Here is a 24,705-nt window from a genome sequence, read left to right as displayed (position 1 = left end):
TGTCAGTCTGGTTCTACCAGAGGTTTCAGCACATAGCCCGCGATCTCGTAACCGCGACCCGGACGATCGTTGTCGGGCAAATCGGTTAACCACTCCCATTGCGCCTCTTCGGCGACGGTAAATGGCACACGGATAAGCTCCGGGAAGGTTCGTGGGACAAGCGGAAGGATGCGTCGATGCTGGGCATCATGATTGGTACCAAGGACATCAAATGCGAAGCCACGGATGTCTGTGAGCAGCACGGCCACGCCTCCCAGATCAAGGAGATCGCGGATAAAATGCAGGTGCGCGTTGATAACGCGAATACGGAAGGACTGAGCTGCATCCTGATAGCGGCGATGACGCTCCTGCTCGACAGCCAGTTCCGGAGACACTTTTTGAGCGCGATCCAGAATGTCCAGCAGCGGATAGCTGAAAAGCTGCGATAAGACGAGCGAGCTGACAACCAGCCCAAAATTTCCAGTCCCCAATGTGTAGATTGAAGGCGGATCAGGAACAGCACATTGATCCAGACATTGCGCCGCCTTATCAAAAAAAGCCTGGCTGCTTTGTTGCGCTAGCTCTTCCCAGTTCTCACGACGTAGCAGACGCGTCAGATTAGTACTGACACCTCCGGTCATGTCGCATTGCACAAAGCGAATACGCTTACGCAGGGAGGCAGCGGACAGTTCATCGCGTCCATGCTGCATAGAAACCAGATCCAGGTCGGCCAGGACAACCTCATCGGAGGAGCGCGCAAGATCGGAGAGAGGAACCTCGGTACAGGCTCCCGCGCCCAACACCACACTGCTACGTGATGTCTCCACGGGTCTCTGCAAGAGTCCCTTGGAAACAAATGAGGCGCAGTTTTTTAGATGCTGCGGGGCGTGCTGACGAAACCAGGCACGCCGCTCCGCTCCTTGCATCTGATTATTATAAGAAATAAGTGTATCTATTCGCACGATCTGTTATTTCCCGGTATAGTTCGGAGGTCGCTTCTGCAAAAATGCCTGCACCCCCTCATGATGATCAGCAGTTTCAAGTGCTTTCGTCTGAAATGCACCCTCTAATTGTAACACTGATGCCAGATCTTTGTCCTGAGACTGCTGAAAAAGCTCTTTAATCAGACCATACGTGCGCGTTGGACCGTGTGCCAGACGTTGTGCCAGGGATCTTGTCGTCGCCTCGAACTCGGCCAGCGGGACACAGCGATTGACCAGTCCCAGACGTTCAGCTTCTGCGCCGCTCAATTCAGTGGTCAGCAAAGCCAACTCCAATGCCTTCCCGGCTCCGACCAGACGACTCAAAAAATAAGCTCCGCCGCCATCGGGGACCAGGCCAATACGCGCAAAGGCTTCCGAGAGCCGAGCATTATCGGCAGCGATCCGCAGATCACAGGCCAGCGCAATGTTGAGCGAGATGCCAGAAGCAGCCCCATGAATGGCTGCGATCACGGGCTTCGGTATCTGTCGCAATGCCTGGATCAAATTGTGATATAGTTGCAGATGATTAACTGTCTCCTGGCCAGTTGTAGATGCAGCACGCTCCTGTACAAAAATTGACAGATCCTGACCAGCCCCAAAAGCTCGCCCGGCTCCTGTCAGGACCAGGCAGCGTATCTGATCATCTTGCGCAGCCTCTGCAACAACCTCAATCAATTCATGGATCATCAGATCGTTAAAGGCATTCAAGACCGCGGGACGGTTCATGGTAATTGTCAAAACGCCATCATCAACTTGCACCAGCACATGCTGAAAATCGTTGCGCATAAAATTACACTCCTCTTCTTCCTTAGCAACAGTAGCGTCGTACGCTCGCGTGCGATGTCCCACTCGACGTACGATCAGACCCCCAGCGTGGCTCGCCAAGATCAGGCTGACTCGTACGAGACACAGGAACATCGCACGCCAGCGTGCGACGCTACTTAATGGTTGGGGTGTCGAGCATCAACACTTCGAGCGCCACACGCGCATTGACGTTCTGCTCGATCGATTCCTGCGTCTGCAAAATGGCACGCACCATACGCTCGGCTTCAAGCGTGCTCACTTTCGCGGACTGCGTCTTGAGCAGATCGCGCATATCGGCATTCACCGTGAGATCCAGACAATTATTGGCCGCTAATACCATATCACGCCACCATAATAACCACAACTCAAGCATATGGCGAACCTTCTCGGCGTCGGTACCCAGGCGCTGGATATAATCGAAACGCTGCACCCGTGTCAGTGTGGGAAGTTTAGAGAGTCCCTCGAGTTGAGTACGACGCTCGTCAAGCAGATCCTCATCTTCGACCGCCTCTACCGCCCAACCAAGCCGTCCAGCCGAGAGGGAGGCAATCAGTGCGGCCTCTTGCGCTTCAACCTCCCAGCGCTCGATCAGGGCGTCTTTGATCTGCTGAGCCGTCAGCAGCTGCATGGATAATAATTGGACACGCGACAAGATGGTCGGAAGCAGCAAACCAGCATCCGGAACGGTCAGCAGGAGAACAACGTCAGGCTCCGGCTCTTCAAGCGTCTTCAGGATACAGTTGGCCGCCTGCACGTTCATTTCGTGCGCGTTCTCGATGATGAAGATGTTGCGTCTACCTTCCAACGTACGGCGCGAGGCATCGCTCTGGAGCGCTCTTACCTGCTCGATCAGGATAAATTGCTTGTCGGCGGCTTTGCTGATGACGTGGATGTCGGGATGGTTCCCATGGAGCACTTTGCGGCAGGAGAGACAACGATTACATGGCTCTGACGGCGAGATGTCCGGATCAGGTCCACCGGTACAGAGGAGCGTCTGAGCGAGACGCTGGGCCAGCAAGCTCTTGCCGATATGTTGGGGACCGGTAAGGAGATAGGCATGGCGCACCTGCTGTGCCGCCAGTGTGCGGCGCAGAATATCTATAATGTGCTCATGACCAACAATATTCCAGCCAGGTGTTTGCATTTGATGGGTTGTCATAGGAGCATCCTAGCAGAAATATGCCAGAATGGCAAGTAAAAGTATGGAAAAGGAGTGCTGTCAAGAGAAGTTATATAAAATCTTCTACACCTGCTATCCTTTTTGTCGTATGAAGTGCAGAAACGACATCAATCTCAGGACAAATATGGTATACTGTAGCCTATGGGTGCTTGTTTCCGCTCCATCTATAGATTATGTAAGCAATGCAAAAAATATCGATGGATGATCTCATAACCTTTAGCGGAGGTGGTGATAAATCGACAATCAAAGCTTCTATAATCGCTACTATATTGCATATGCGCAATGCTACTTCCAATGCATATCTATTATAAGCTCAGTGGCTGCATGTACACGCTTGACCAAAACATTATAAGATACAAGGCCGATGTAACCGATGGATACCTCTATACGTTTCTACAATACGAATAGCAGATTGAGTTCATCTACAAATGATGAACAGCAGGGCCATTCGACGATCCCGATGCCTGCGGAGGGCGTTGGTGATGAGGAGAAAAAAGCCACGGAGACGTTGCCAGAACTTTCTCCCCCCGATCTGGTGACACAACCGGAGCAGGTTAATGTCGCCGATTTTGAAGCAATTTTTACACGCTTCCAGGGACCAATCACCAATTTCATCTATCATCTCATTGGGAATCGCGAACAGGCCTATGATCTTGCTCAAGATGTATTCGTAAAAGCCTACAAAGCACTTTTAGGAGGAACAGTCGTCCAACCGGGAGCACTATCGGCATGGCTCTACCGCATTGCAGCCAACACCACTACCGATACTCTTCGGCGCAGACGTCTGATCTCGTGGTTACCGCTCTCTCTGTTTAATGAAGATCGAGGTATCGGCGCGGGCATGGTCTCAGAGTCCGGAGGAAATCCTGTGGATGGGCTGAGCAGCGGCGAAGAAAACGGTCCAGCGGTGCGTCCAAGCACAGTTACGTCGATGTATGAGCGCAATGGCTACGATGGGGGACGCTTTGAAAGTCGGGTTGCAGATCGTGAGATCGTGGAGCGTGTGTTTCAGCAACTCCCCCAGAAATATTCGGTCTGCCTCTGGCTTTACGAGAATGATGGTTTATCTTGCGCCGAAATTGCCGATGTTTTGGGTATCAGTTCATCGGCAGTCAAGATGCGTTTAATGCGAGCAAGAGAACGATTTATTGGTTTGTATCAAAAAGAGGTCGGTGAAGAAGATTGAACTGTCATCAAGCGCGAGCACTGCTCGCCACCCAACGTAAACATATACTGGAGCCGACGGATACGCCTGACTTGAATGATCATCTGGCTGATTGTGCTGATTGCAAAGATGCATACGCTCAAGCCCAATTTGTTGGGGAGCGCATACGTTCTCTGCCATCGATCGAACCCTCTGAACAAGCACGTCACAACCTGATGCAGGCGTTAGCAGCTGAACACGTCCGCTTTCTACAGCATGCAGCACCATCAGCACCCGCTATACCCGCACCCGCTTTCCTGGCACCATATTTAAACGATCTTGCGAAGCAAGAAGCGGGAGCCGACTCATTGGCTGTCTTCTCGACAGCTGATACAGGTCCCTTGCCCATCGTGAGAGCCATGAAACCTCGCCGCAGGACACTTAAGATGCAGCCCTTTACTATGATTGGCCTGGCCGCCTCGTTTATGGTTGTCGTCATGATGGGTGGATTGATGTCGCTTCTTTTTATGGCCAATCAGGGATCACAAACGGTTGAGCTTCCCTCTAACCAGGCCAACCTGACACATCCCGAAGTAGCCCAGGCTGATACAGCAGCAGCAGCCACGCAGACGCTGTATCCTCATATTGCCAGCGCCAACGCCAATAGCACATCTATTTATTACTCGGCCTACAATGATGACCAGAGCCGTTGGATGCTGGAAACGTTCAGCCAGGAAAACACGACCAGTTCGATTCCTGAAAGCACTCCCTTACTGACAGTTCCGAGCACGCGTCCTATCATTATTTTAGGGAGCGATCAGGATTGGCTTGTCTGGCTTCAGATGGAACCCGAAAAAAAATCTGGAGGGAAAACATCAACAACACAAAATACATCCGCATCCTCGACAGCCGCAAGCAACTTTGTTGGACCATGGAGCGTTAAAGCACTCTATATCGGACCAAAGATCCAGACGGCACAAAGTGGCAAGCAGCCAGGCGCAACAGATACCGTGACGCCTATTACTCTGGACACTGGTACATTTAATCCAGTGACAGCTCCATCCTGGGTCACAACACCGATCCAGGGCCTATCCTTTTACGACAACCACGCACTGCTTGCCTTGATCGATAGTACCGGCAACGCCGATCTGATCAATTATCAATTCAAGCAGGGCAAAGTCGTCAAACATACCTTGCTCGCCAGCGCCACTGACCAACATGTACTCACCTCGCCAGCGGCGACCAGCAACGGGAATAGCATTTACTGGTCAGAAGAATGGCTTACCGCTACCGATGGACTCAATAGCAATATCTGGACGCAACAAACAACAGCCGCCGCGCCACAGTCTGGACGCTGGACACCTCATACACAGACTCAGTCCTATCTCTATCGCGATGACGGACTCTCGTTCCGGCCCCAGATAGCAGGAGGAACACTCTTCTTGCTGAATAAAACGCCTGCGGATACGATAGAATCGAATAGCGATCCCGCTACCCAGACGCAGCAGACGCCTGCTGTAACGCCGACAGCACTGCCCACCAGTACACCAGCCGCCACACCGACACCCGATGCCTCGGCGACATCGGCAGTACGAGCACAGAATGTCTCCAAGCTGCTGATGAATCCGACCAGCACGGACCCAACGGTGCTAACAGCACAGATTGATACGCTTGTGTCAGGACATTTGCTCGCTTTCACATCTGATGGCAGCGAAGCGGCCACCACCACACTCAACGACAATGCGATCGTTTCGGATCTGCAAAGCGGTGGCTCATTCCTGATCTGGCAGGATAGCGAAAAGAATCTGGCGATGTATGACGCCAGCAAGAAAGTCATGGTCAATGGCATCGATAGTATTGATAGGGAAAGCACAGCCTTCATTTCAGTCAACGGAAACACCATTGTCTGGACAAAATATGTAGCCCCCAAAAGTGATCCTAACGCCTCAAGCGAGACGAAGGTGACCTTCAATACCATCAAATGGCCCAAATAATATCTGTGCGCAGATGAGCAAAAGGCCAAAGTCTCTTGCTCATCTGCGCACAGATTATAGCCATCTAACAGCCAAGCTGCTTGGCAATCAAGAGGCGCTGAACCTCGCTGGTCCCTTCGCCAATCTCATTGATCTTCACACTGCGCCAATAACGCGACACCGGATATTCATCCATAAAACCATAGCCGCCATGAATCTGGACCGCCTGATCGGCAGCTCGTTTGGCCATCTCAGAAGCAAACAACTTCGCCATCGACGCTTCACGTGTGAAAGGTAATCCCTGCATATGCAGCCAGGCCGCTTTATAATACATCAAGCGAGCCAACTCGATCTCCATATCCATATCGGCCAGCTTGAACTGGATCGCCTGGAACTTATTGATCGGTAGGCCAAACTGCTTGCGCTGCTGAGCATAGCTCAGAGACTCATCCAGACACGCCTGAGCCAATCCCACCGAAAGAGCCGCAATGGCAACGCGTCCCGCATCCAGAATGCCCATAAACTGCTTAAAACCATCGCCTGGCTGGCCCAGCATATTTTCTTGCGGCACCTGACAATCCTCAAAGGCCAATGGACGCGTATCAGAAGCCTTCCAGCCCATCTTTTTATACGCCTTCCCGATCTGATAGCCAGGCGTCTCCCTGGGCACAATCAGATTGGTGATCTCCTTACGCCCATCGGGACGCATGCCGGTCACAGCCGTGATCGTCACGCCGCCAGTCATCTCGGTACCAGCATTCGTAATAAAAGCCTTGGAGCCATTGATGTGCCAGTAGCCATCCTGCAACGTCGCACGAGTTTGTGTCCCGCCGGAATCCGAACCCGCCTCGGGCTCAGTCAAACCAAAGGCCCACAACTGCTCTCCACGCGCCAGCGGCACCAGATACTGCTCCTTCTGCTGCTCAGAACCGAAAAGATGAAATGGCGTCGCCCCCAGCGACGTATGCGCCTCCATAGTGATCCCGACGGAGACATCTCCACGCGAAATCTCCTCAATCGCCAGACAGTAAGAAAGAAAGTCCGCGCCCGCGCCTCCATATTCCTCCGGAAAAGGTAAGCCTAATAGACCAAGCTCACCCATCTGACGAATCAGCGCATAGGGGAAGGCCCCGGTAGCATCGAGTTCTTCCGCCACAGGCTTGATCTCCTGCTCGGCAAATTCCCTGCACGTTTGACGGATAGCCGTCTGCTCCTCATTGAGTGTAAAATCCATGGAGATTGCTCCCTTTCTGCACCACTATCAAGATAAGCATATTTACTTTGTACTCTCCATAGTATAATCCATATCTCCATATGGAGATATAGGTAAGCATATTTTTGCAGAAAGAGACCAGACTGTGTAGCGTCGCACGCTCGCGTGCGATGTCCCTGAGACTCGTATGAGACGGCCCGATCCCGGCGCACTACGCTACCCTACCTCATCGTACGTCGAGTGGGACATCGCACGCGAGCGTGCGACGCTACTAACGTATGTAATCTATAAATTGTATATAAGGAAAAATCATAATAAAAATGCTATAATATCTCTTAAATATAAAATCGGATTGTCATATTAGACATAAGATGAGGTTCACAAGTGGGTAGAACTATAGAAATATTTTGCTGCTATGATCCTAATCCTGAAGACATCATATTATTTCACAAGTTAGAAGCACACCTTGCACCACTAGAACGAGAGAAGATTATTTCTATCTGGTCAATCGATGAGATTATTCCTGGAAAATCATCACAAGATGAGATTAACACGCATCTTCATAACGCTCAGATCGTCCTCTTGCTTATCAGCCCGGATTTTTTCAGATCAGATGACTGCTATAAGATCATGCAAGAAATAACGCAGCCAGACCAAAAAGAGGAGATCAGTATTATCCCGATTCTGTTTCGTCCTGTATCCTGGCAAAGCACCCCTATTGCACATCTCAGCGTTCTTCCGAAAAATACTCAAGCGATCACACTTTGGGCAGACCAGGATCACGCACTTGATAATGTTGTCCAGGGGATTCATCGTGTGGTCAACCTATTAAACATACCGAACTCTGCTCAGAATAAAGAAAGTCAACACACACATAGCAAATATACGGAAACAAAACAGTCGTCCAACATGGTACAAGCATACTCAAACGCGCTCCCTGGGCCAGAAAGACAGAGAATCAAAACACCTACGCAGATTGCGATCATAGTCGCACTCATACTTATACTAATAGTACCTGGTAGTTTGGCAATAAATGATTTCATCACATCGAGAGCAACAGCCAATCATACAAACACATCATCACAACAAACCCCAACCGCATCGATAAGCTCAGCGGGGCCAAAAATTCCATCAACCTGGCATCTGGTTGCCGGTGTTTCTCCACCGACGGACCATTCAGACTGGGCAGGGGACTCAAATTGTACTTATCCTCCGAATGGTTATCAAGAGACAGGTGAGGGGTCTGATGATTGTATCTATGGAAATGGGCATTATTTTACTGATTTAGCTTTTGTTCTCGATGTAACTATTCTTCAAGGTCATCAAGCAGGACTCGTCTGTCGGGTACTCAACGACAACTATTATGCCTTTGATATTTCTATCGATGGCACATACATCATCACAAGGCACAATAAAAGTGGAGGTGGAAGCGATCAAAGACTGACAACAGGCTCTCCTTTTTCTTCGGCTATCCGTCGAGGAGTAAAGGCAAAGAATACGTTGGCTGTGATGATCGTCAACGACTCCTTCCAATTTTGGATCAATGGCATTCAACTTCCAACAATCAGTGATGATACATATCCAGGAGGCACTATCGGAACTGGTGTAAACGCCGATCCAGATCTAAAGGGAGTAACAGTCGCACTCTTTCAGAACTTAAAACTTTGGGAACCATAGATCGCAGGGCGCCACTCTTACACAGAATGGTGCTATATACTAATAAGTAGGAGCAAAAAGTAAAGCCCCTGTGGTTATCCCAATGGATAGTCACAGGGGCTTTTACAAGAGCAAATTTCTTATGAGACAGCTTCGCCGCTCTGCACATTGGCACCAACGCCCTTACGGAGCATCGGTACTTTGTCGAGGGCTTCCCAGGGCAGATCGACATCCGTGCGTCCGAAGTGACCAAAGGCAGCTGTGGGCTGATAGATCGGTCGGCGCAGGTCGAGAGCCTGGATGATCCCGGCGGGCCGGAGGTCAAAGTGCTCGTTGATCAGACGAATGATCTCTTCGTCGGCGACTTTGCCAGTGCCAAAGGTCTCGACAAAGAGGGAGAGCGGACGCGCTACGCCGATGGCATAAGCGATCTGCAACTCAACGCGATCCGCCAGTCCGGCAGCCACGATGTTCTTCGCGATATGGCGGGCTGCGTAAGCCGCTGAACGGTCAACTTTGGTCGGATCTTTGCCGCTGAAGGCACCGCCACCATGGCGAGCCATGCCGCCATAGGTATCGACGATAATCTTACGACCGGTCAGGCCAGCGTCTCCCATGGGGCCACCCAGCACAAAGCGACCAGTAGGATTAACAAAGATCTTGGTCTCGCTATCCAACAATTCAGCGGGAATGACTGGTTTGATAATATGCTCAATCACATCCTGACGAATCTGCTCGCGATCGACATAGTCGGCGTGCTGAGTCGAAACGACAATCGTATCAACACGAACCGGGACGCCATTCTCATACTGTACAGTCACCTGAGCCTTACCATCTGGGCGCAGATACGTCATTGGCCCCTTCCCACTCCATGAGGAGCGGCGAACCGTTGAGAGTTGCCGGGTCAACTTATGAGCCAGACTGATAGGCATCGGCATCAATTCGGGAGTCTCGTTACAGGCAAAACCGATCATCATACCCTGGTCGCCAGCGCCGATCAGCTCCAGTTCATCGTCGCTAAGCTGCTGGGATCGCCCACCGCGGGACTCCAGCGAGGTGCTGACTCCGAGATCGATGTCGGGCGACTGTTTACCAATAGAGGTCGTGACGCCGCAGGTGCGATAGTCAAAGCCATAATCCGCATTGACATAACCAACTTGCTCGATCGTTTTACGGACCACCGCCGCCATATCGATCCAGGCCTCAGTTGTGATCTCACCTGCCACCAGCACCAGGCCCGTGGTCGTAGCGGTCTCACAAGCGACGCGAGCAACCGGATCTTGTGACAAAATAGCATCCAGAATGGCATCAGAGATCTGATCGCATAACTTATCGGGATGACCTTCTGTCACGGATTCACTGGTAAAGAACGTTTTTGGGCTGCGCATGAAACTTGTCATGGGCCTTTCCTTTCACAAATACTTTTTATAGGATTTATAGTGATCTGCGCGGTTCATTTTTATCTATGCTGAAGGCGTAAAGAGTTAGATATGGGATTTTCAGGCACAAAAAAACCCCTCTTTGCAGGGGTTGTACATCTTGCACAGTCCCCTCATCTTGCGGCATAGCATGCACCGCCGGAATTGGCACCCGTCCTGTCTGGACAGCGGGTTGCCGGGCTTCATCGGGCCGTTTCCCTCCACCTCTCTTGATGAGAGTGATTACACTCATGTATTCAGTTGTCCATGTGCCAGATAGTGTAGAACTACCTGTAATCTCTCTAGATTGTACGCTATAGTTAAGACAAATGTCAATAAGAGATTGATGTGAAAGAGATAATGCGTGCACAACGCATGGTCCAATTGAACATTTGGTGGACAGGTATAACATATATCCGAGAAAGAGCACCATGGAGCCTGGAGCAGGTGTAGCTGGAAGCGATCAGCATTGGCAATCTATACACAACTCTGGTCGCTTCCAGCACAGATCAAGATAGTGGCTTAGGTTCCCGATTCCCAGGAATTGAGATACTTCTCCTGTTCAGGGGTCAGGGTATCAATTTTGACACCCATGGCATGCAACTTCAGGCGAGCGATCTCTTTGTCCATCTCAGCTGGGAGCGTGTACACATGAGGCTCTAACTCTTTGGCATGCTCAAGCATGTACTCAGAGCCCAGAGCCTGGTTCGCAAAGCTCATGTCCATCACGCTGGCAGGATGTCCCTCAGCGGCTGAGAGGTTCACCAGACGACCCTCGGCCAGCAGGTGGACCTTACGTCCATCGGCATACGTGTACTCGTCGACAAAGTCGCGGACACGGCGCTTGTTGACTGCCAGCTTCTCCAATGCAGGGATGTTGATCTCATCATTGAAGTGGCCTGAATTGGCGATCAAAGCGCCATCTTTCATCTTTTCCATCAAAGCCTGATCGATCACGTGCAGGTCGCCCGTCACTGAGATAAAGATATCTCCGACAGCTGCTGCTTCGATACCAGGCATGACGCGATAGCCATCCATGAGAGCTTCCAGAGCACGTGTAGGATCGACCTCACAGACGATTACGTTCGCGCCATGACCATTGGCACGTGAGGCAACGCCACGACCACACCAGCCATAGCCGAAGACGACCACTGTGCGACCAGCAATCAAGATGTTGGTGGAGCGAATGATGGCGTCCAGAGTGCTCTGGCCTGTACCATAGCGGTTGTCAAACATGTGCTTGGTATCGGAATCATTGACAGCCAGAACAGGGAATTGCAAGACCTTCTGCTTCTCCATACTGTGCAGACGAATGACGCCGGTTGTGGTCTCTTCCATGCCACCAATGATGCCAGGGATGAGGTCTTTACGGGTCGTATGGATGGTTGAAACGAGATCACAGCCATCATCCATAGTCATCTGAGGATTGTGATCCAGCACTGCATTGATGTGATTGTAGTAGGTCTGCTCATCCTCGCCTTTGATAGCGTAGGTAGGAATCCCATACTCGCTCACCAGAGCAGCAGCCACATCATCCTGAGTTGACAGAGGATTGGAGGCGCACAGCACCAGATCAGCTCCGCCGGCTTTCAAGGTGATAGCCAGATTAGCCGTCTCAGTCGTAATATGCAAGCAGCCAGACATACGAATACCTTTGAGAGGCAGTTCCTTCTCAAAGCGCTCGCGAATCAGGCGTAGCACAGGCATTTCTTTAGCAGCCCACTCGATACGGTCTTTACCGCGAGGAGCCAGGGAGAGGTCTTTGACGTCTCCGCTCGTTGTTGTTGTCATTGAATTTATTACATTCCTTCCATCTAATGGATATAAAACAGACTATGCTCGCGCAGAAGTCCAGTTGGGATCAAAATGGGAATAGCCAACCAGCTCATTATAGCGCGTAGAGATATCCTGTATCGTCAGTGAGGACAGACCAGTGATACCAAAGTCGGTACAGGCGAAAGAACCCAGGATATTGCCATGCACGACCGCACGCTTCAGATCATCAACCGAGTAGCGCCCGGATGCATCAGGCTGTACAGTCGACAGGTATCCCAGGAACCCACCACCGAAGGAGTCGCCAGCTCCAGTGGGATCGGCTACTTCTTCCAATGGATACGATGGAGCACTAAAATAGGTCCCATCTGAACCAAAGAGCAAAGCACCATAACTGCCAAGTTTCACTACCACATATTTTATGCCCAGTGTAAAGAAGTGCCGCACAGCTACCAGGATACTCGCCTGATTGGTATACTGACGGACCTCCTCTTCGCTCATCAAAAGCACATCCACCTGCTTCATCACCTCAGTCAGAGGAGCGCGAGCTGTCTCAATCCACAGTTCCATCGTATCCAGCACGGAAAGTCTGGCGCGTGGCATCTGCTTGAGCACCTCTAACTGTAACTCTGGTTGAATATTGGCCAGAAAGACCAGTGGACTATCGGCGTAGGCCTCTGGCACCACCGGATGAAAATCTGCGAAAACGCCCAATTGAGTATCCAGCGTATCGCGAGAATTCATGTCCATATGATAGCGCCCATGCCAATGGAAGGTCTTTCCCTCCTGGATTTGCAAACCAGCCAGATCCACCGAGCGTTTACTCCAGAAATCAAGGTGCTCGTGTGGAAAGTCACTCCCAACGATCCCGACCAGATTGACCCGATCGTATAAAGATGCGGCAGTAACGAAATAAGATGCAGCCCCTCCTAAGACACCTTCCATCTTAGCAAAAGGAGTTTCAACAGTATCCAGGGCCACTGAGCCCACAACAAGAATAGGCAAGGTTCGCCTCCATAAAAATTGTATCATAGAATGAGAGAAGATTTCTTCTCATAAAGTTTCACCAGATAGAGACTATACAGGCGTCGCGTCGGTCAGGTGCTCGATTACGCCATCAAGAAACGCCAGCGCATGATGAAATTTTTCGCGTGACATGTTGCGAGCCGGTTCGGTGTTGAGCGATTGGTAGAGCTCAATGAAGCGCTCCTCGACATGACGCAAGATGGCAGCCAGGACCTCACCGGTGACGGCTCGATTAGGATAGCGAGCGCCAAACTCGATCAGCGAAGTCACAATCGCCAGACCGCTCAGGCGACCAAGCTTATCTGCATCATATAAGATGCGTCCCTCCGTTATTGGCTCATCCTTCTGCTCGGGATCGACCACCGTCGTATGAGTCAAAATCGCCTGCTTCACCTTCTCAACCGTCTCCTCAGGAACCTTGAGACCCTGCAAGAATTCGGCCGCCATCTCGGCAGATTTAATTTGATGATCCTGAAAGCCATGTTCTACGGTGGAGATATCATGCAGATAGCCAGCGATGACTAAAGCGTCGGTATCAATCGACACGGACGCCTCCTCATCCTTCTCTTCCGCTGGCGTTTCTAGCTCTAACGCCAGCATCTTACAATTCGCGACGACAGCACATACGTAGAGAAAGCCTTCACTTCCCATCACCTCTTCCGCATGCTGAGCAACCGCTTGCATCACATCTGTTGCAATAACCATATAAAGCTACACACCTTCCAATGGAATAGAATTTTCCAGACAGAGAGCGGTCAAAGTCTCTCTATATGGAGGTCGGGCGATCCCTTTTTCGGTAATAATGGCAGTGACATAGGAATTAGGCGTCACATCAAAAGCTGGATTCGCGACGTGAATGCCATCAGGAGCAGTGATCATTCCCGCAAATGTCGTGACTTCTTCTGGCTTTCTTTGCTCAATCGGGATGTGCGCACCAGTCGGAAGCGTCAGATCAATCGTTGAACAGGGTGCAACCACGTAGACAGGAAGATGATGCACATGCGCTAAGACAGATAAACTATACGTGCCAATCTTATTCGCCACATCACCATTGAGCGCGATACGGTCAGCGCCCACAAAAATAGCTTGAATACGTCCCTGTCGCATAAAGTGACCCGCCATACTATCGGTAATCAAAGTAAGTGGCACATGCTCTTGTTGGAGTTCCCACGCCGTCAAGCGTGCCCCCTGGAGAATCGGTCGCGTCTCATCGACAAATACGTGGAGCTGCTTGCCACTGGAGGCAGCGGCATAGATCGGCGCCAGTGCGGTGCCAATTCCATTTGTCGCCAGTGCGCCGGCATTGCAGTGCGTTAAGAGTGTATCACCATCAGCAATAAGTTCAGCTCCATACATGCCCATGCGTAGACAAGACTGGGCATCCTCATCAGCGATCATCTGTGCCTCCTCTTGTAAGGCAGCCACAAACTGTGGCACGGACAATCCCTGGGACGCAGCATCTCGTGCGCGGTGCTGCATTCGATCGAGTGCCCAGAACAGATTCACCGCCGTCGGACGCGTCGCATGCAAGAGTTGGCTCACTTGCTGGACCTGAGCCATGGCCTCATCCAATGAAAGCGTGACCTCTTGCGCTTGCGCGGCCCGCCAGAGCCGTGTCACCGCCAGAGCAACCCCAAAGGCAGCAGTCACACCGATCAGGGGTGCACCGCGCACTTGCAGCTGCATAATTGCATCTGCGACCTGTTGCTCATGGACAAGATGAGCATAAACAATCCTTTGTGGTAACAGCGTCTGATCAAGTATGCATATCGATACATCCGCATTATCAGACGTTCCTGCTTCCCAACAGATTGTTCGTACCCGCTGATCATTCATGAAAATTCGGCCTCCTTACAAATCTTTTCCCCCATACACTTCTCGCAGCGGGAAAAGAGCGGATGGCAAATTGCCCCATATTCAACGAAGGGGTAACGTCAGCTACCCTTCGTCACCCAATAGTACTAAGATATTAGTTAATGATTGCTAGAAATCCACCCGAGTATGCTACCATGATAAACGATACATCACTCAACAGCAAGTATGCATGGACTACTCTATCATGTTACTGATAGCGTTAGTTGTCCGTTCCACTAGACAGAAGGAAATTGCGTTTCCGTACCCGCCTGGAGGTATGACTGATCACTCATGTCATCCCCATTTACGCCTCGGCTCGGAGACAGCTACTGCCACTTCTTGCATGGAACGGTCAAGAAAAAACAGTAGCTATCGAAGGGATTGTAGCGCATGGTCCGGGTGGAAACCAAGGAAAACTCCTGGTCTTTCGAACAAATTTACGATGAATATAAGACACCTATTTATAACTATGTCTATCACCTGGTCGGTGATCGCGAGCAAGCTGACGATTTAACCCAGGATACGTTTCTAAAAGCTTTTCGCGCACTGCCTAAAATGGATGCGAATCTCAAATTATCGGCATGGCTCTATCGTATTGCGACCAATACAGCCTACGACGCGCTTCGTCGTCGCAAGCTGATCGCCTGGTTGCCCTGGCAGGATCTGGATCATGAGCCAGCCGATGTCGAAAGCGCAGATCCACAGGAGATATATGGAACGACAGAGATGGTGCGTGCCGCTCTCCGTCGGATGCCTCAGCAATACAGGGCGGCGTTGATTCTTTATACGCAAGAGGGCTTCTCCTATAGTGAGATCGCACGGACGCTCAATATTGCCGAGAGTGGTGTCAAAATGTATCTTTCACGTGCACGGCAGTCATTTCGTGAACATTATCGAGTCCTGGAACAAGGAGGAGGCACTAGATGAATTGTGAGCCGATCAGAGGGTTGCTCAGTGCATACCTTGATGATCAGCTCTCAGTGCCCGAGCGTCAAAGCGTAACAGCGCATCTCGCTACCTGCGTTGAGTGTAGCGCGGTTCTCTCCGATTATTATCGCTTTGACGCCCTCCTGATCCAGCTTCCCTATCTGACACCACCATCCTCACAACGAAAAAGCGCCATCTGCCAGACTCCCAACCGATATCATCTGCATCATGGCAGGGACTATCAGAAAACGGTTCTGACGCTGGTGCGTTTATCCAAAAAAACTTATTCCAGAGCGTCATATCAGGGACAGAGCTGTCGTCCTATGGCGCGTACGAAGCAGATCACCAATGCGCTTCCGGGGCATTCTGCTCGTTTTCGCTGGTACGTGGAGCGTCGCTATCGGGCATCTTATACGATAAAGTGGATCTCCTATCCAAAGGCACGACGCTACTGCTGGGATGGCATAAGAAAAGTTAAGTACAATACATAAAGTATTTATAAAGAAAAGGCAAAATCTTCTCAGAGCTATTTACTTTGAGTGAGATTATACGTTATAATACATAGGCCTGGGATGGATGGCGGGGTGTGCGTAGGCAAGTAGATCCACCTCGACGAGCAGCTTGTAGCGTACATCTAAGATATTACGTGCAACCTTTTCCCCATGGGGTTCGCACGCGCACCTCCTGGAGTTTCGCGTCGCGCAAGATGCAGGCGCGTGGCATTTGGGAGGACGAGCTGGCACCCCGTTCTCCCTTTGCTTTTATGCATGGGTAGGAAGGGGCGTATGCGACTCACGGCACGATCTCTTGGCGGCAAACTCATCGTGATTACAACCATGATACTCTTGTTTTGTCTGCTGCTCTTTATACTCTTGTCCTGGGGTGGATACAAACTTTATTCGACCTTACAGGCCCAGAAAAGCGCTCAAGCACATCTTATCCTGATTCACGAAGCATACCAGAAACATACACAGACACTCACCAACAACGTCATCACTATCGCCCACGATGAACGTGTCAGCGCGGCCCTGACAGGCCCACGCGATGAGGTCTCAACGCGTAGTTTTCTGGATGAATACGCCATCAATGATCATCTTATGGCGCTGGCTATCTTCAATGAGAGCGGTCAGGTGGTCGCTGGTAGCAATAGCCTGAATACTGCGACAATCCGCCAGCTTATCGCTCAGGTACAGCATGGACAGTCGGCGACGACACTGCAAGATATTCCCTCAACAGCAACGGCTCAAGGTCAGGCGCAGATCGCACATCAATGGACAATGACAATAGCGGTGCCAATCTTTACGCCCCAGGATCAGCAAGTCAGTGGGATGCTGGTCGCAGCCCAGCCCATCAACGGTATCCTGGCGCAAGATCTCAGCCAGCATGCAGACGCTCAAGTGGTGGTCTGCCTCGGCAATCAGTTACTGGACACAACCACGCTGCTGAGCATCTCCACAACGGCCTCCAGCCCGGCGACAGCCGTGACCATTTGTCATCCAGGATCATCAACTATCGTCTCAGACTCGCAATCCTATTGGTTCCAGGCACAGACCATGATCTTGCCACAAATGGCCGCCCAGGCACCTAAACTCACAATGGCTACAGTCGAGCCGCTCTATCGGCTCAACCGACGTGTAGGATTGCTCATCATCGGGATAGGTCTAACCGTCATTGCGTCAGGCATTATGCTCTACACCTTCTTTACCAGCATCCTGTTGATCCGTCCCCTACGACGCTTACAGGCGCACGCGCAGATCCTGGTTACGCAAAACACGGGACAATCCATCGAGATCACACGCGACAACGAGCTACCAATGCTGGCACAGGCATTTCATCTCCTCGATGAATCGCTTTACAATGAAAGCCACGCCCTCATCAATCAGATGAGCAATCTGCTGATTATGAACGATGCCTTGATGTCAACTCTGAATCTGGAACAATTGCTGGGTGAATTTATCTCGCGGATGGGACACGTCATGAAAGCCAAACATGTAGCCTTACTGCTCTATGGGCGCGAAAGTATCGCTCCCTGGGTGGTAGCTCATTGGCCCGGCGACATTGAGGGCGTGATGAGTCCGAGTACGGAGGAGTCACACGCAGTCGCAGTGTATACCGATCCGGATAACGATATTACCATGGCGGTAACAACAAAGCTAACCGCCATTTCACATGTCAACAAACCAGGCACCTTCAGCCTGGCATTTCCCACGCATAACGGTCGACCATCGCGCATTCCCAATCACGCGCTACGCGAACTAGATATGCTCCTGGCCCGTATGACCAAGCAAAAGCAAAAAATAGTCTATGGTGAAGATATTCCAGCCATCTACAAGGAGCGTCATGAGGATTGGGCGCGCCTGGCCCTGGAGACCGGCTATTGCTCAGCTATCTCGGTACCATTGCTCTTGCAAGATCAGGCCATTGGCGCATTTATACTTTATACTGAAGAGGCACGTCCGATCAGTAGCCGGGACACGTTTTTGCTGAGTACGGCAGCCTTACAGACATCGATGGCGATAGAAAATGCGCTGCTTTTTGCAGAGGTCAAAGATAAAAATGCCGCTTTGGAACGTGCCAATAATCTGAAATCCCAGTTTCTGGCCAACGTCACACATGAGCTACGCACGCCCCTGCACAGTATCATTAGCTATGGCGCGTTGATCCTGGAAGGCTTCCTGGATGGAACATTGACAAGCGAGCAGGAACAACATATCCAGTTTATGGTTAACCGAGCCGAAGATCTCTCGCATCTGGTTGATGATATGCTAGATCTATCCAAAATCGAGGCGGATCGCATTGAAGTCAAGCCAGAGCCTATCACACTCTCGCTCAGCCTGGCCGAAGTCGTTGAACAATTAAAGCCGCTCGCCAACAACAAAGAGCTCTCGCTTCAACTGCAACTGGAGGACGGATTGCCCATGGTGGCCGCAGATGGACATCGTTTAAGGCAGGTGGCGATCAATCTGGTCTCCAACGCATTAAAATTCACAGAAAAGGGTGGAGTCACCATCCGTTGTATCCATCTGAAACAGCGCGGCATGGTACAGATCGCTGTCACCGACACAGGCATCGGCATCTCGCCAGCCGCTCTGAGCTATATCTTCGAGGCCTTTCGTCAGGCCGATGGCAGTACGACACGGCGCTTCGGTGGCACGGGACTGGGTTTGACGATCGCCAAGAAGCTGATTGAGTTACAGGGTGGCGAGATCGCAGTGGAAAGTATTCCAGGCGAAGGTTCCACTTTCTCTTTTACCTTGCCCATGATTTTGGCCTGATGATTTTTTAGACGGATCTGCACCACCATCAGGTATGATTAATTTATCGTTACGCATATAATAGTATCTGAAGACAAAACGGATGCAGATATATAGAGAGCTAATAATGAATACATCAAATTCTGAGACCTCCCAGGCTACAATTCTGGTCATCGAAAACGAGGCGTCAAATCGCATTTTAATCGAGCGCGTGCTCTCAACGCGTGGATATCGCTGTGTATCGGCCGGCAACGGGCGCGAAGCTCTGGCACTGCTGGATCACGAGCATGTCGATCTGATTCTGACCGATCTCTCGATGCCTGTCCTCGATGGTTATCGCACCACACAGTTGATCCGCTCCCGTCCCGGGCTGGAAAATGTCCCCATCGTCGCCGTCACCGCCTTTGCCCTCAGCGATGAAGGTGAAGCCGCCCGGCAGATAGGTTGCACCGAGTATCTGACCAAACCATTCAAGCCCCGTCAGCTACTAGAAGTCGTTGAGCGCTTGCTCAACACGCAGCCCTGAGGACAAACTTGTTATCCTTTACCACCATGTGTCATACTGGAAACGGATAAATATCCAACGCCGTTTTCAACCGACAAGAACACGTATGTTTGAGCGGTTTATTTTATTTTCGTGCATTCCATAGGTGAGATACAGAAAGAGCATCCTCCTAAGTGCACACAAAGGAGAGAGAGCATGGAGATCAACCTGACAACGCAGGCCGTTGAACAGATCGCTTGTGATGCTTTGATTGTGAGTGCAGCTCGTAAGACGAATACTGGTGTGGAATTAGCCAGCTCCACTACGACAATCGATGCTGCTCTGGCAGGGCTAATTTATGAGATCAGCGCTGACGGCGAATTTAAAGGAAATACTGGTGAGTTATTGACGCTGCATCCGGCGGGAAAACTCGCGGCGAAGCGCGTCATAGTCGTCGGGCTGGGTGCCCAGGATAAAGTGAATACACAGTCCGTGCGACGCGCAACCGCCATTGCCGCACGCCATTTACAAAAAACAGGTGCCCGAAAAATTGCGGTCGCTACTGGTTTCAGCAGCAGTAGCTTTGATGCGATCCAGGAAGCGCAAGCAGCCGCTGAAGGTGTCCAGCTAGGGCTCTACACATTCCGTAGCTACCAGAGTAACGAAAACACACAGGCCGTCACCTCCGTACTCTTCCATACACCTGAAGATCAGAAAGATGCTTTTTCACAAGCACTCTTCCGCGCACAGGCACTGGCCGAAGCAACCAATTTCGCACGCAGTTTGATCAACGAGCCTCCCTGCGTCCTTACCCCCATAGAGCTCGCCAACCGCGCCAGTTCAATGGCGAAAGAAGTCGGATTGGAGTGCGAGATTTTCGATAAAGCCAAAATCCAGGAATTAGGGATGGGCGGACTGCTGGCCGTCTCAAAGGGCAGTGTCAATCCGCCACGCTTCATCGTGCTGCGCTATCGCGGCGGTGCCAGTACGGATAAAGGGATCGCCTTCGTCGGGAAGGGCATTACGTTCGACACGGGCGGCATCTCGATCAAGCCCGCCGCTGGCATGGACGAGATGAAGGGAGATATGGGCGGAGCGGCCGCAGTTATCGGTGCCATGCAAGCCATCGGGCGCCTGAAGCCACACATCAACGTCACCGGTATCGTCCCCACCTGCGATAATATGCCCAGCGGCAGCGCGTTCGTCCCCGGCGATATCGTGCGCATCTCCAATGGCAAAACCATTGAGATCGTCAATACAGACGCCGAGGGACGTCTGATCCTGGCCGATGGGCTCTCCTACGCCGTCAATGAGGGCTGTTCGCCGATCCTGGATCTGGCAACGCTCACCGGGGCAATGATCGTGGCGCTGGGTCATACGATGACAGGCATCTTCAGCAATGATGAGCAACTTACGCAGGATGTGATCACTGCCGGTCAGGCCAGTGGCGAAAAATATTGGCCCATGCCTCTCGACCCTGAATACTCCGAGTATATCCACAGCGACATTGCCGATATCAAGCAGACAGGCGGACGCGAAGCTGGTTCAGTCACAGCGGCGAAGATCCTGGAGAACTTTGTCGGCAGCGCCAAATGGGCTCATCTGGATATCGCGGGCACCAGTTACGAAGAGCATGTCAAATCGTATCAGGAAAAAGGAGGCACAGGTGTCGGTGTACGCACATTAGCCGAACTCGCCATCCACCTCTCCCAAAACTAGTCCATCGAGGAAAACACGCCCGCACAGGCGGCGGTCGCGATCAGGCGCTCAGGTAACGCTCGCTCGATCGCGACACACCGTTATTCGAGTTTCCTGCACAATAGTTTGGCAATATATAGAAATATAGACACTCTCGTGTAAGGCATGATAATGTAGGAACTGATATTGTGTTTTCCTTACCAGTGCAAAGAAAGATTCACTACTTATATTGGGGTGGAGGTGTTTTATTTCTACTTTGTCTTTATTTCTTTTCGGCTCTCCTCGCATAAAATATAATGGTACGAGCGTTACAATGGATACCCGTAAAGCGGTGGCGCTCTTGATTTATCTGGCAATCACGCGACAAGGCCACAGACGTGATATGCTGGCCAACTTGCTCTGGCCTGAATATGATCAGGCTCACGCACGCGCCACACTACGTCGCACGTTATCAGCGCTCAACAAAGCACTGGATGGCAATTGGCTGCTGGCTGATCGCGATACGATTGCCCTTGATCCCTCTATGCCCATCTGGATCGATAGCGAGACGTTTCTCCAATATATTGCCGAATGCCGCATGACTACCTATCCAGCAGCCGAGGTGGATCCGGCACGTATAGAAGCACTCAAGCAAGCTGTAACCTTATATCAAGCCGATTTTCTGGCGGGCTTCCATTCTCAAAGCAGTATCAACTTTGACAGCTGGCAGTCTTTTCATGCCGATACCCTCAAACGCGAATATGCGTATGCCCTTGAGCAACTGGTGCAATCTTATATCCAGCGTGCCGAGTTCGATGTGGCGATAGACTATGCTCAGCGCTGGCTCAATCTGGATCGTTACCATGAACCTGCCTATTATGCATTGATACAATTGTATGCCTGGGCCGGGCATCGCGCCACAGCCCTGCAATACTATGAAGAGTGCGTGCGTATTCTGCGCCAGGAATTTGGCATTGAGCCGATGCCTGAGACACGACAACTCTATACAGCAATCAAAGAAAACCAGAGTCTCGCACTCCCCACCTCCATTCCGATCCAGCCGGAGCAGAACATCTTCGCGGAGACAGGCAGTAGTCAGAGCCTCCTAAACACAACATCTCCGACACTCGATGCAGCAACATCAACCGAAAATGATCCGCTCATCGGCCGCACCGAGGTCTGGACTCAGCTGCTTGCCGCCTATGCCCAGGCACAATTTCATGGACAGGTTATCTTGCTTGAAGGTGAGGCTGGCATTGGCAAAACACGCCTGGCAGAAGAGATCATGACCTATGCCCAGAAACAGGGCGCGTCGATTATACGCGTCCGTTGCTACGAAAATGAAAGCAACATCGCATACAGCCCGATCGCCAATGGACTCCAGTCCGCACTAACAGAGTACCAGAATCCAAACTCCGCTTCACAGGGTGCCTACTCCTGGTTGCAAGAAATTGTACGTCTCCTGCCACAATTCACATCCTCGGCTGTCATCCCCTCCATCACAGATCGGCCGGAAGTCTTGCATCGCTTTTACGATGCCATGAGCCAATTTCTCATCACGCTCAGCGCACAAAATCAGACCACCGCTCCCAACATCATCTTCTTTGACGATATGCAATGGGCCGACGTAGAATCCATCCAACTCCTGACATACTTTCTCCACCGCTACTATGGAACCTCGCTCTGCCTGATCCTCACATGGCGCTCACCCCAGCCGGAAAAACTTCAATCCTTCGCGCATGTCATCACAGATCTCTTCTACGAAGGGCTGGCAACCTGGCCAACGCTGCAGCGCCTGGACGCAGAGATGGTTCTCCAGTGGGTGCATAAACGCCTGACATTCCTCAAAGAAGAGGTCAGGATAGAGCTGGCCAGGCGTCTATTTGCAGAGACTGAAGGGCTACCTTTTTTTCTCACGGAATATATCATGGCGATTAAAAGTGGTATGCTCCATCCCGAAGACGATGTCTGGCCGGTTCCGCGCAGGATACGCGATATGCTGATCGCCCAACTGACATCCGTCAGAAATATTGGGCGGGAACTTCTCAGCGCAGCCTCGATTATCGGGTACGCGTTCGATTTCGATATGCTGCGCGAGATCAGTGGACACGGCGAGGAGGATATGGTTATCGCGTTAGAGCAGCTAATCAATCAGGGATTGATTCGAGAGGTGCCCGCAGCGCAGCAGGAGAAAAATAATGAGGGAATGCATTATCTGCTCTATACGTTCAAACATGGACAACTGCGCCGGCTCATCTACGACGAGACCAGCCAGGCACGACGCTGCCTCCTCCATCGACGCGCCGCCGAAGCGATGATTACGCGTGGAGCAGAACAACACGTCATCACCGCTCTTACCGAACAGATCGCGTACCATTATCAGATGGCAAATTCTCCCACGAAAGCGGAAGAGTGGAACCAGCGCCTGGCCGATCAAAGACAGAATTGGGTTTAGATTTAGATTTAGATGTAACGTCGAACGCGAGCGTTTGACACTACGAGCAGCTATTGAGCCGCAAAGCGATTACGTATCAGCAGGCGACTGGTGCCTTCCTGAGCAGAGATCTGCTTGACTGCCAGAGAGACTCGATTCTCAGCGTTCAAAGCATTCCAATAGGCCTCAAGGATCGCCTCAGCCTTGCCACTACAGGGCAGCAGCAGCGGATCACCACTAAAGCTCGGCAGCGGATTGCCATCCCCGCGATACGTAGTCAAGCCGACCCCAAAACCTCTCGGCGACTTGGCCGGATGATAGGTAAAGCGATCAGTATTAGCAGGATTGGCCAGGTTGGCTTTGAGAATACTCAGCGTGACAACCCCAGGATAGTTGCGCAGATCGAGCATGCCACTGATACGCGGTGTGTAATGAGGGGCATCAGGCTCGCGCTCACGTTTCTCCAGCGCCGAATCAAACGAGCCGCCTGCCAGAAGAGCATCATAAATTGTGCGCGTCTGATCACCGTTGCTGATCAGATAGATATCAGGCAACTCAAGCATGGCATCATAGATCAGCAGCTCGGGATGCTCCATCTGTTGCGTATCAACCGGCTCGGTGCGCAACGTGTTGCCCGAGACAACAAATTTTCGATTGCGGCTGGAGGCGCTACGCCCCATAATCCAATAAATCATCAACCAGGCGTCATCGACTGACGAACGCCCGATCACAAGTCCCCTTCCAGGATAAGGATTGTGCTTAAGAAGCTCAAAATTCGCAGCTGCGATAGCATTAGCATCCATGATATATCTCCCTGTTCTTTGTGTAAGCATCTTGATAAACTAAAGGTGTGCGTAACCGCAGCAATAGCATCGCTGTCGAGTATACGCGACAATCGGAGACGCATACAATCTTGCGCACACGTC

At 51.3% G+C, this 24,705-nt stretch carries 19 protein-coding genes and 1 riboswitch; of the genes, 9 read left to right on the top strand and 10 right to left on the bottom strand.

The features are described 5' to 3' along the window. Positions 1-2: 2 nt before the first annotated feature. The 3 genes from AC27N8_RS29290 to holB form a co-directional block, all read right to left on the bottom strand. Positions 3-941, bottom strand: a complete 939-nt coding sequence (locus AC27N8_RS29290) for a hypothetical protein (RefSeq protein WP_487072128.1) — start codon at positions 939-941, stop codon at positions 3-5. Between the two features lie 6 nt (positions 942-947). Then, positions 948-1,748 (bottom strand): enoyl-CoA hydratase/isomerase family protein, encoded by an 801-nt coding sequence (locus tag AC27N8_RS29285; RefSeq protein WP_487072126.1) that lies wholly within the window; start codon positions 1,746-1,748, stop codon positions 948-950. Positions 1,749-1,899: 151 nt separating this feature from the next. Beyond that, a complete protein-coding gene (gene holB, locus AC27N8_RS29280) occupies positions 1,900-2,925 on the bottom strand; it encodes a DNA polymerase III subunit delta' (RefSeq protein WP_487072124.1) in 1,026 nt (341 codons plus the stop codon). Between the two features lie 394 nt (positions 2,926-3,319). Here holB and AC27N8_RS29275 point away from each other — a divergent pair, with 394 nt between their 5' ends. After that, entirely contained in the window at positions 3,320-4,132 is an 813-nt protein-coding gene (locus AC27N8_RS29275; RefSeq protein ID WP_487072122.1) for an RNA polymerase sigma factor, read from the top strand. After that, positions 4,129-6,084 carry a hypothetical protein gene (locus AC27N8_RS29270; RefSeq protein ID WP_487072120.1) on the top strand — a complete coding sequence of 652 codons (1,956 nt, stop codon included), beginning with the start codon at positions 4,129-4,131 and terminating at the stop codon, positions 6,082-6,084. The genes AC27N8_RS29275 and AC27N8_RS29270 overlap by 4 nt, the downstream gene beginning before the upstream one ends. 64 nt (positions 6,085-6,148) lie before the next feature. On the opposite strand, the gene AC27N8_RS29265 is transcribed toward AC27N8_RS29270, so the two are convergent. Continuing rightward, the gene (locus AC27N8_RS29265) at positions 6,149-7,297 is read right to left on the bottom strand and encodes an acyl-CoA dehydrogenase family protein (RefSeq protein ID WP_487072118.1); all 1,149 of its coding nucleotides are present in this window, start codon (positions 7,295-7,297) and stop codon (positions 6,149-6,151) included. Between the two features lie 363 nt (positions 7,298-7,660). Between AC27N8_RS29265 and AC27N8_RS29260 the strand changes: the two genes are divergently transcribed. Next, positions 7,661-8,953, top strand: coding sequence for a TIR domain-containing protein (locus AC27N8_RS29260; protein WP_487072116.1), 1,293 nt, complete (start codon positions 7,661-7,663; stop codon positions 8,951-8,953). Between the two features lie 119 nt (positions 8,954-9,072). Here AC27N8_RS29260 and metK read toward each other — a convergent pair whose 3' ends face one another. From metK to mtnA, 5 genes are all read right to left on the bottom strand, one after another. Continuing rightward, on the bottom strand, positions 9,073-10,320 hold the full coding sequence (gene metK, locus AC27N8_RS29255) for a methionine adenosyltransferase (RefSeq protein ID WP_487074766.1): 1,248 nt from the start codon (positions 10,318-10,320) through the stop codon (positions 9,073-9,075). 161 nt (positions 10,321-10,481) lie between these two features. Beyond that, positions 10,482-10,590: riboswitch (SAM riboswitch) on the bottom strand. A 282-nt stretch (positions 10,591-10,872) separates the two neighbouring features. Continuing rightward, a complete protein-coding gene (locus AC27N8_RS29250) occupies positions 10,873-12,141 on the bottom strand; it encodes an adenosylhomocysteinase (protein WP_487072114.1) in 1,269 nt (422 codons plus the stop codon). Between the two features lie 42 nt (positions 12,142-12,183). Further along, a complete protein-coding gene (locus AC27N8_RS29245) occupies positions 12,184-13,128 on the bottom strand; it encodes a PfkB family carbohydrate kinase (protein WP_487072112.1) in 945 nt (314 codons plus the stop codon). A gap of 72 nt (positions 13,129-13,200) precedes the next feature. Beyond that, positions 13,201-13,854 (bottom strand): HD domain-containing protein, encoded by a 654-nt coding sequence (locus AC27N8_RS29240; RefSeq protein ID WP_487072110.1) that lies wholly within the window; start codon positions 13,852-13,854, stop codon positions 13,201-13,203. Between the two features lie 6 nt (positions 13,855-13,860). Further along, the gene (gene mtnA, locus AC27N8_RS29235) at positions 13,861-14,985 is read right to left on the bottom strand and encodes an S-methyl-5-thioribose-1-phosphate isomerase (RefSeq protein WP_487072108.1); all 1,125 of its coding nucleotides are present in this window, start codon (positions 14,983-14,985) and stop codon (positions 13,861-13,863) included. Positions 14,986-15,393: 408 nt separating this feature from the next. Between mtnA and AC27N8_RS29230 the strand changes: the two genes are divergently transcribed. The 6 genes from AC27N8_RS29230 to AC27N8_RS29205 all read left to right on the top strand — a co-directional run bounded on the left by AC27N8_RS29230 (position 15,394) and on the right by AC27N8_RS29205 (position 23,800). Further along, positions 15,394-15,930 (top strand): RNA polymerase sigma factor, encoded by a 537-nt coding sequence (locus AC27N8_RS29230; protein ID WP_487072106.1) that lies wholly within the window; start codon positions 15,394-15,396, stop codon positions 15,928-15,930. Continuing rightward, the gene (locus AC27N8_RS29225; RefSeq protein WP_487072104.1) at positions 15,927-16,421 is read left to right on the top strand and encodes an anti-sigma factor family protein; all 495 of its coding nucleotides are present in this window, start codon (positions 15,927-15,929) and stop codon (positions 16,419-16,421) included. The genes AC27N8_RS29230 and AC27N8_RS29225 overlap by 4 nt, the downstream gene beginning before the upstream one ends. Positions 16,422-16,715: 294 nt before the next feature. Beyond that, positions 16,716-19,205, top strand: a complete 2,490-nt coding sequence (locus AC27N8_RS29220) for a HAMP domain-containing sensor histidine kinase (RefSeq protein WP_487072102.1) — start codon at positions 16,716-16,718, stop codon at positions 19,203-19,205. 106 nt (positions 19,206-19,311) lie between these two features. Continuing rightward, positions 19,312-19,710 carry a response regulator gene (locus tag AC27N8_RS29215; RefSeq protein ID WP_487072100.1) on the top strand — a complete coding sequence of 133 codons (399 nt, stop codon included), beginning with the start codon at positions 19,312-19,314 and terminating at the stop codon, positions 19,708-19,710. Positions 19,711-19,884: 174 nt separating this feature from the next. After that, positions 19,885-21,387: a leucyl aminopeptidase gene (locus tag AC27N8_RS29210; protein WP_487072098.1), complete on the top strand. Its 1,503-nt coding sequence runs from the start codon at positions 19,885-19,887 to the stop codon at positions 21,385-21,387. A gap of 292 nt (positions 21,388-21,679) precedes the next feature. Next, the gene (locus tag AC27N8_RS29205) at positions 21,680-23,800 is read left to right on the top strand and encodes an ATP-binding protein (RefSeq protein ID WP_487072096.1); all 2,121 of its coding nucleotides are present in this window, start codon (positions 21,680-21,682) and stop codon (positions 23,798-23,800) included. 50 nt (positions 23,801-23,850) lie between these two features. Here AC27N8_RS29205 and AC27N8_RS29200 read toward each other — a convergent pair whose 3' ends face one another. Continuing rightward, positions 23,851-24,582 carry an IMP cyclohydrolase gene (locus AC27N8_RS29200; protein ID WP_487072094.1) on the bottom strand — a complete coding sequence of 244 codons (732 nt, stop codon included), beginning with the start codon at positions 24,580-24,582 and terminating at the stop codon, positions 23,851-23,853. Positions 24,583-24,705: the final 123 nt, after the last annotated feature.

This window comes from Dictyobacter sp. Z7_2, assembly GCF_057551105.1.
Note: the sequence above shows the minus strand (reverse complement) of the source record. Positions and strands in the feature narration are given on the sequence as shown.

Coding starts and splice junctions, on each gene's coding strand:
- AC27N8_RS29285 (WP_487072126.1), bottom strand. CDS start 1,748: ATGCGCAACGATTTTCAGCATGTGCTGGTGCAAGTTGATGATGGCGTT.
- holB (WP_487072124.1), bottom strand. CDS start 2,925: ATGACAACCCATCAAATGCAAACACCTGGCTGGAATATTGTTGGTCAT.
- AC27N8_RS29275 (WP_487072122.1), top strand. CDS start 3,320: ATGGATACCTCTATACGTTTCTACAATACGAATAGCAGATTGAGTTCA.
- AC27N8_RS29265 (WP_487072118.1), bottom strand. CDS start 7,297: ATGGATTTTACACTCAATGAGGAGCAGACGGCTATCCGTCAAACGTGC.
- metK (WP_487074766.1), bottom strand. CDS start 10,320: ATGCGCAGCCCAAAAACGTTCTTTACCAGTGAATCCGTGACAGAAGGT.
- AC27N8_RS29250 (WP_487072114.1), bottom strand. CDS start 12,141: ATGACAACAACAACGAGCGGAGACGTCAAAGACCTCTCCCTGGCTCCT.
- AC27N8_RS29240 (WP_487072110.1), bottom strand. CDS start 13,854: ATGGTTATTGCAACAGATGTGATGCAAGCGGTTGCTCAGCATGCGGAA.
- mtnA (WP_487072108.1), bottom strand. CDS start 14,985: ATGAATGATCAGCGGGTACGAACAATCTGTTGGGAAGCAGGAACGTCT.
- AC27N8_RS29230 (WP_487072106.1), top strand. CDS start 15,394: ATGGTCCGGGTGGAAACCAAGGAAAACTCCTGGTCTTTCGAACAAATT.
- AC27N8_RS29225 (WP_487072104.1), top strand. CDS start 15,927: ATGAATTGTGAGCCGATCAGAGGGTTGCTCAGTGCATACCTTGATGAT.
- AC27N8_RS29220 (WP_487072102.1), top strand. CDS start 16,716: ATGCGACTCACGGCACGATCTCTTGGCGGCAAACTCATCGTGATTACA.
- AC27N8_RS29215 (WP_487072100.1), top strand. CDS start 19,312: ATGAATACATCAAATTCTGAGACCTCCCAGGCTACAATTCTGGTCATC.
- AC27N8_RS29210 (WP_487072098.1), top strand. CDS start 19,885: ATGGAGATCAACCTGACAACGCAGGCCGTTGAACAGATCGCTTGTGAT.
- AC27N8_RS29205 (WP_487072096.1), top strand. CDS start 21,680: ATGGATACCCGTAAAGCGGTGGCGCTCTTGATTTATCTGGCAATCACG.
- AC27N8_RS29200 (WP_487072094.1), bottom strand. CDS start 24,582: ATGGATGCTAATGCTATCGCAGCTGCGAATTTTGAGCTTCTTAAGCAC.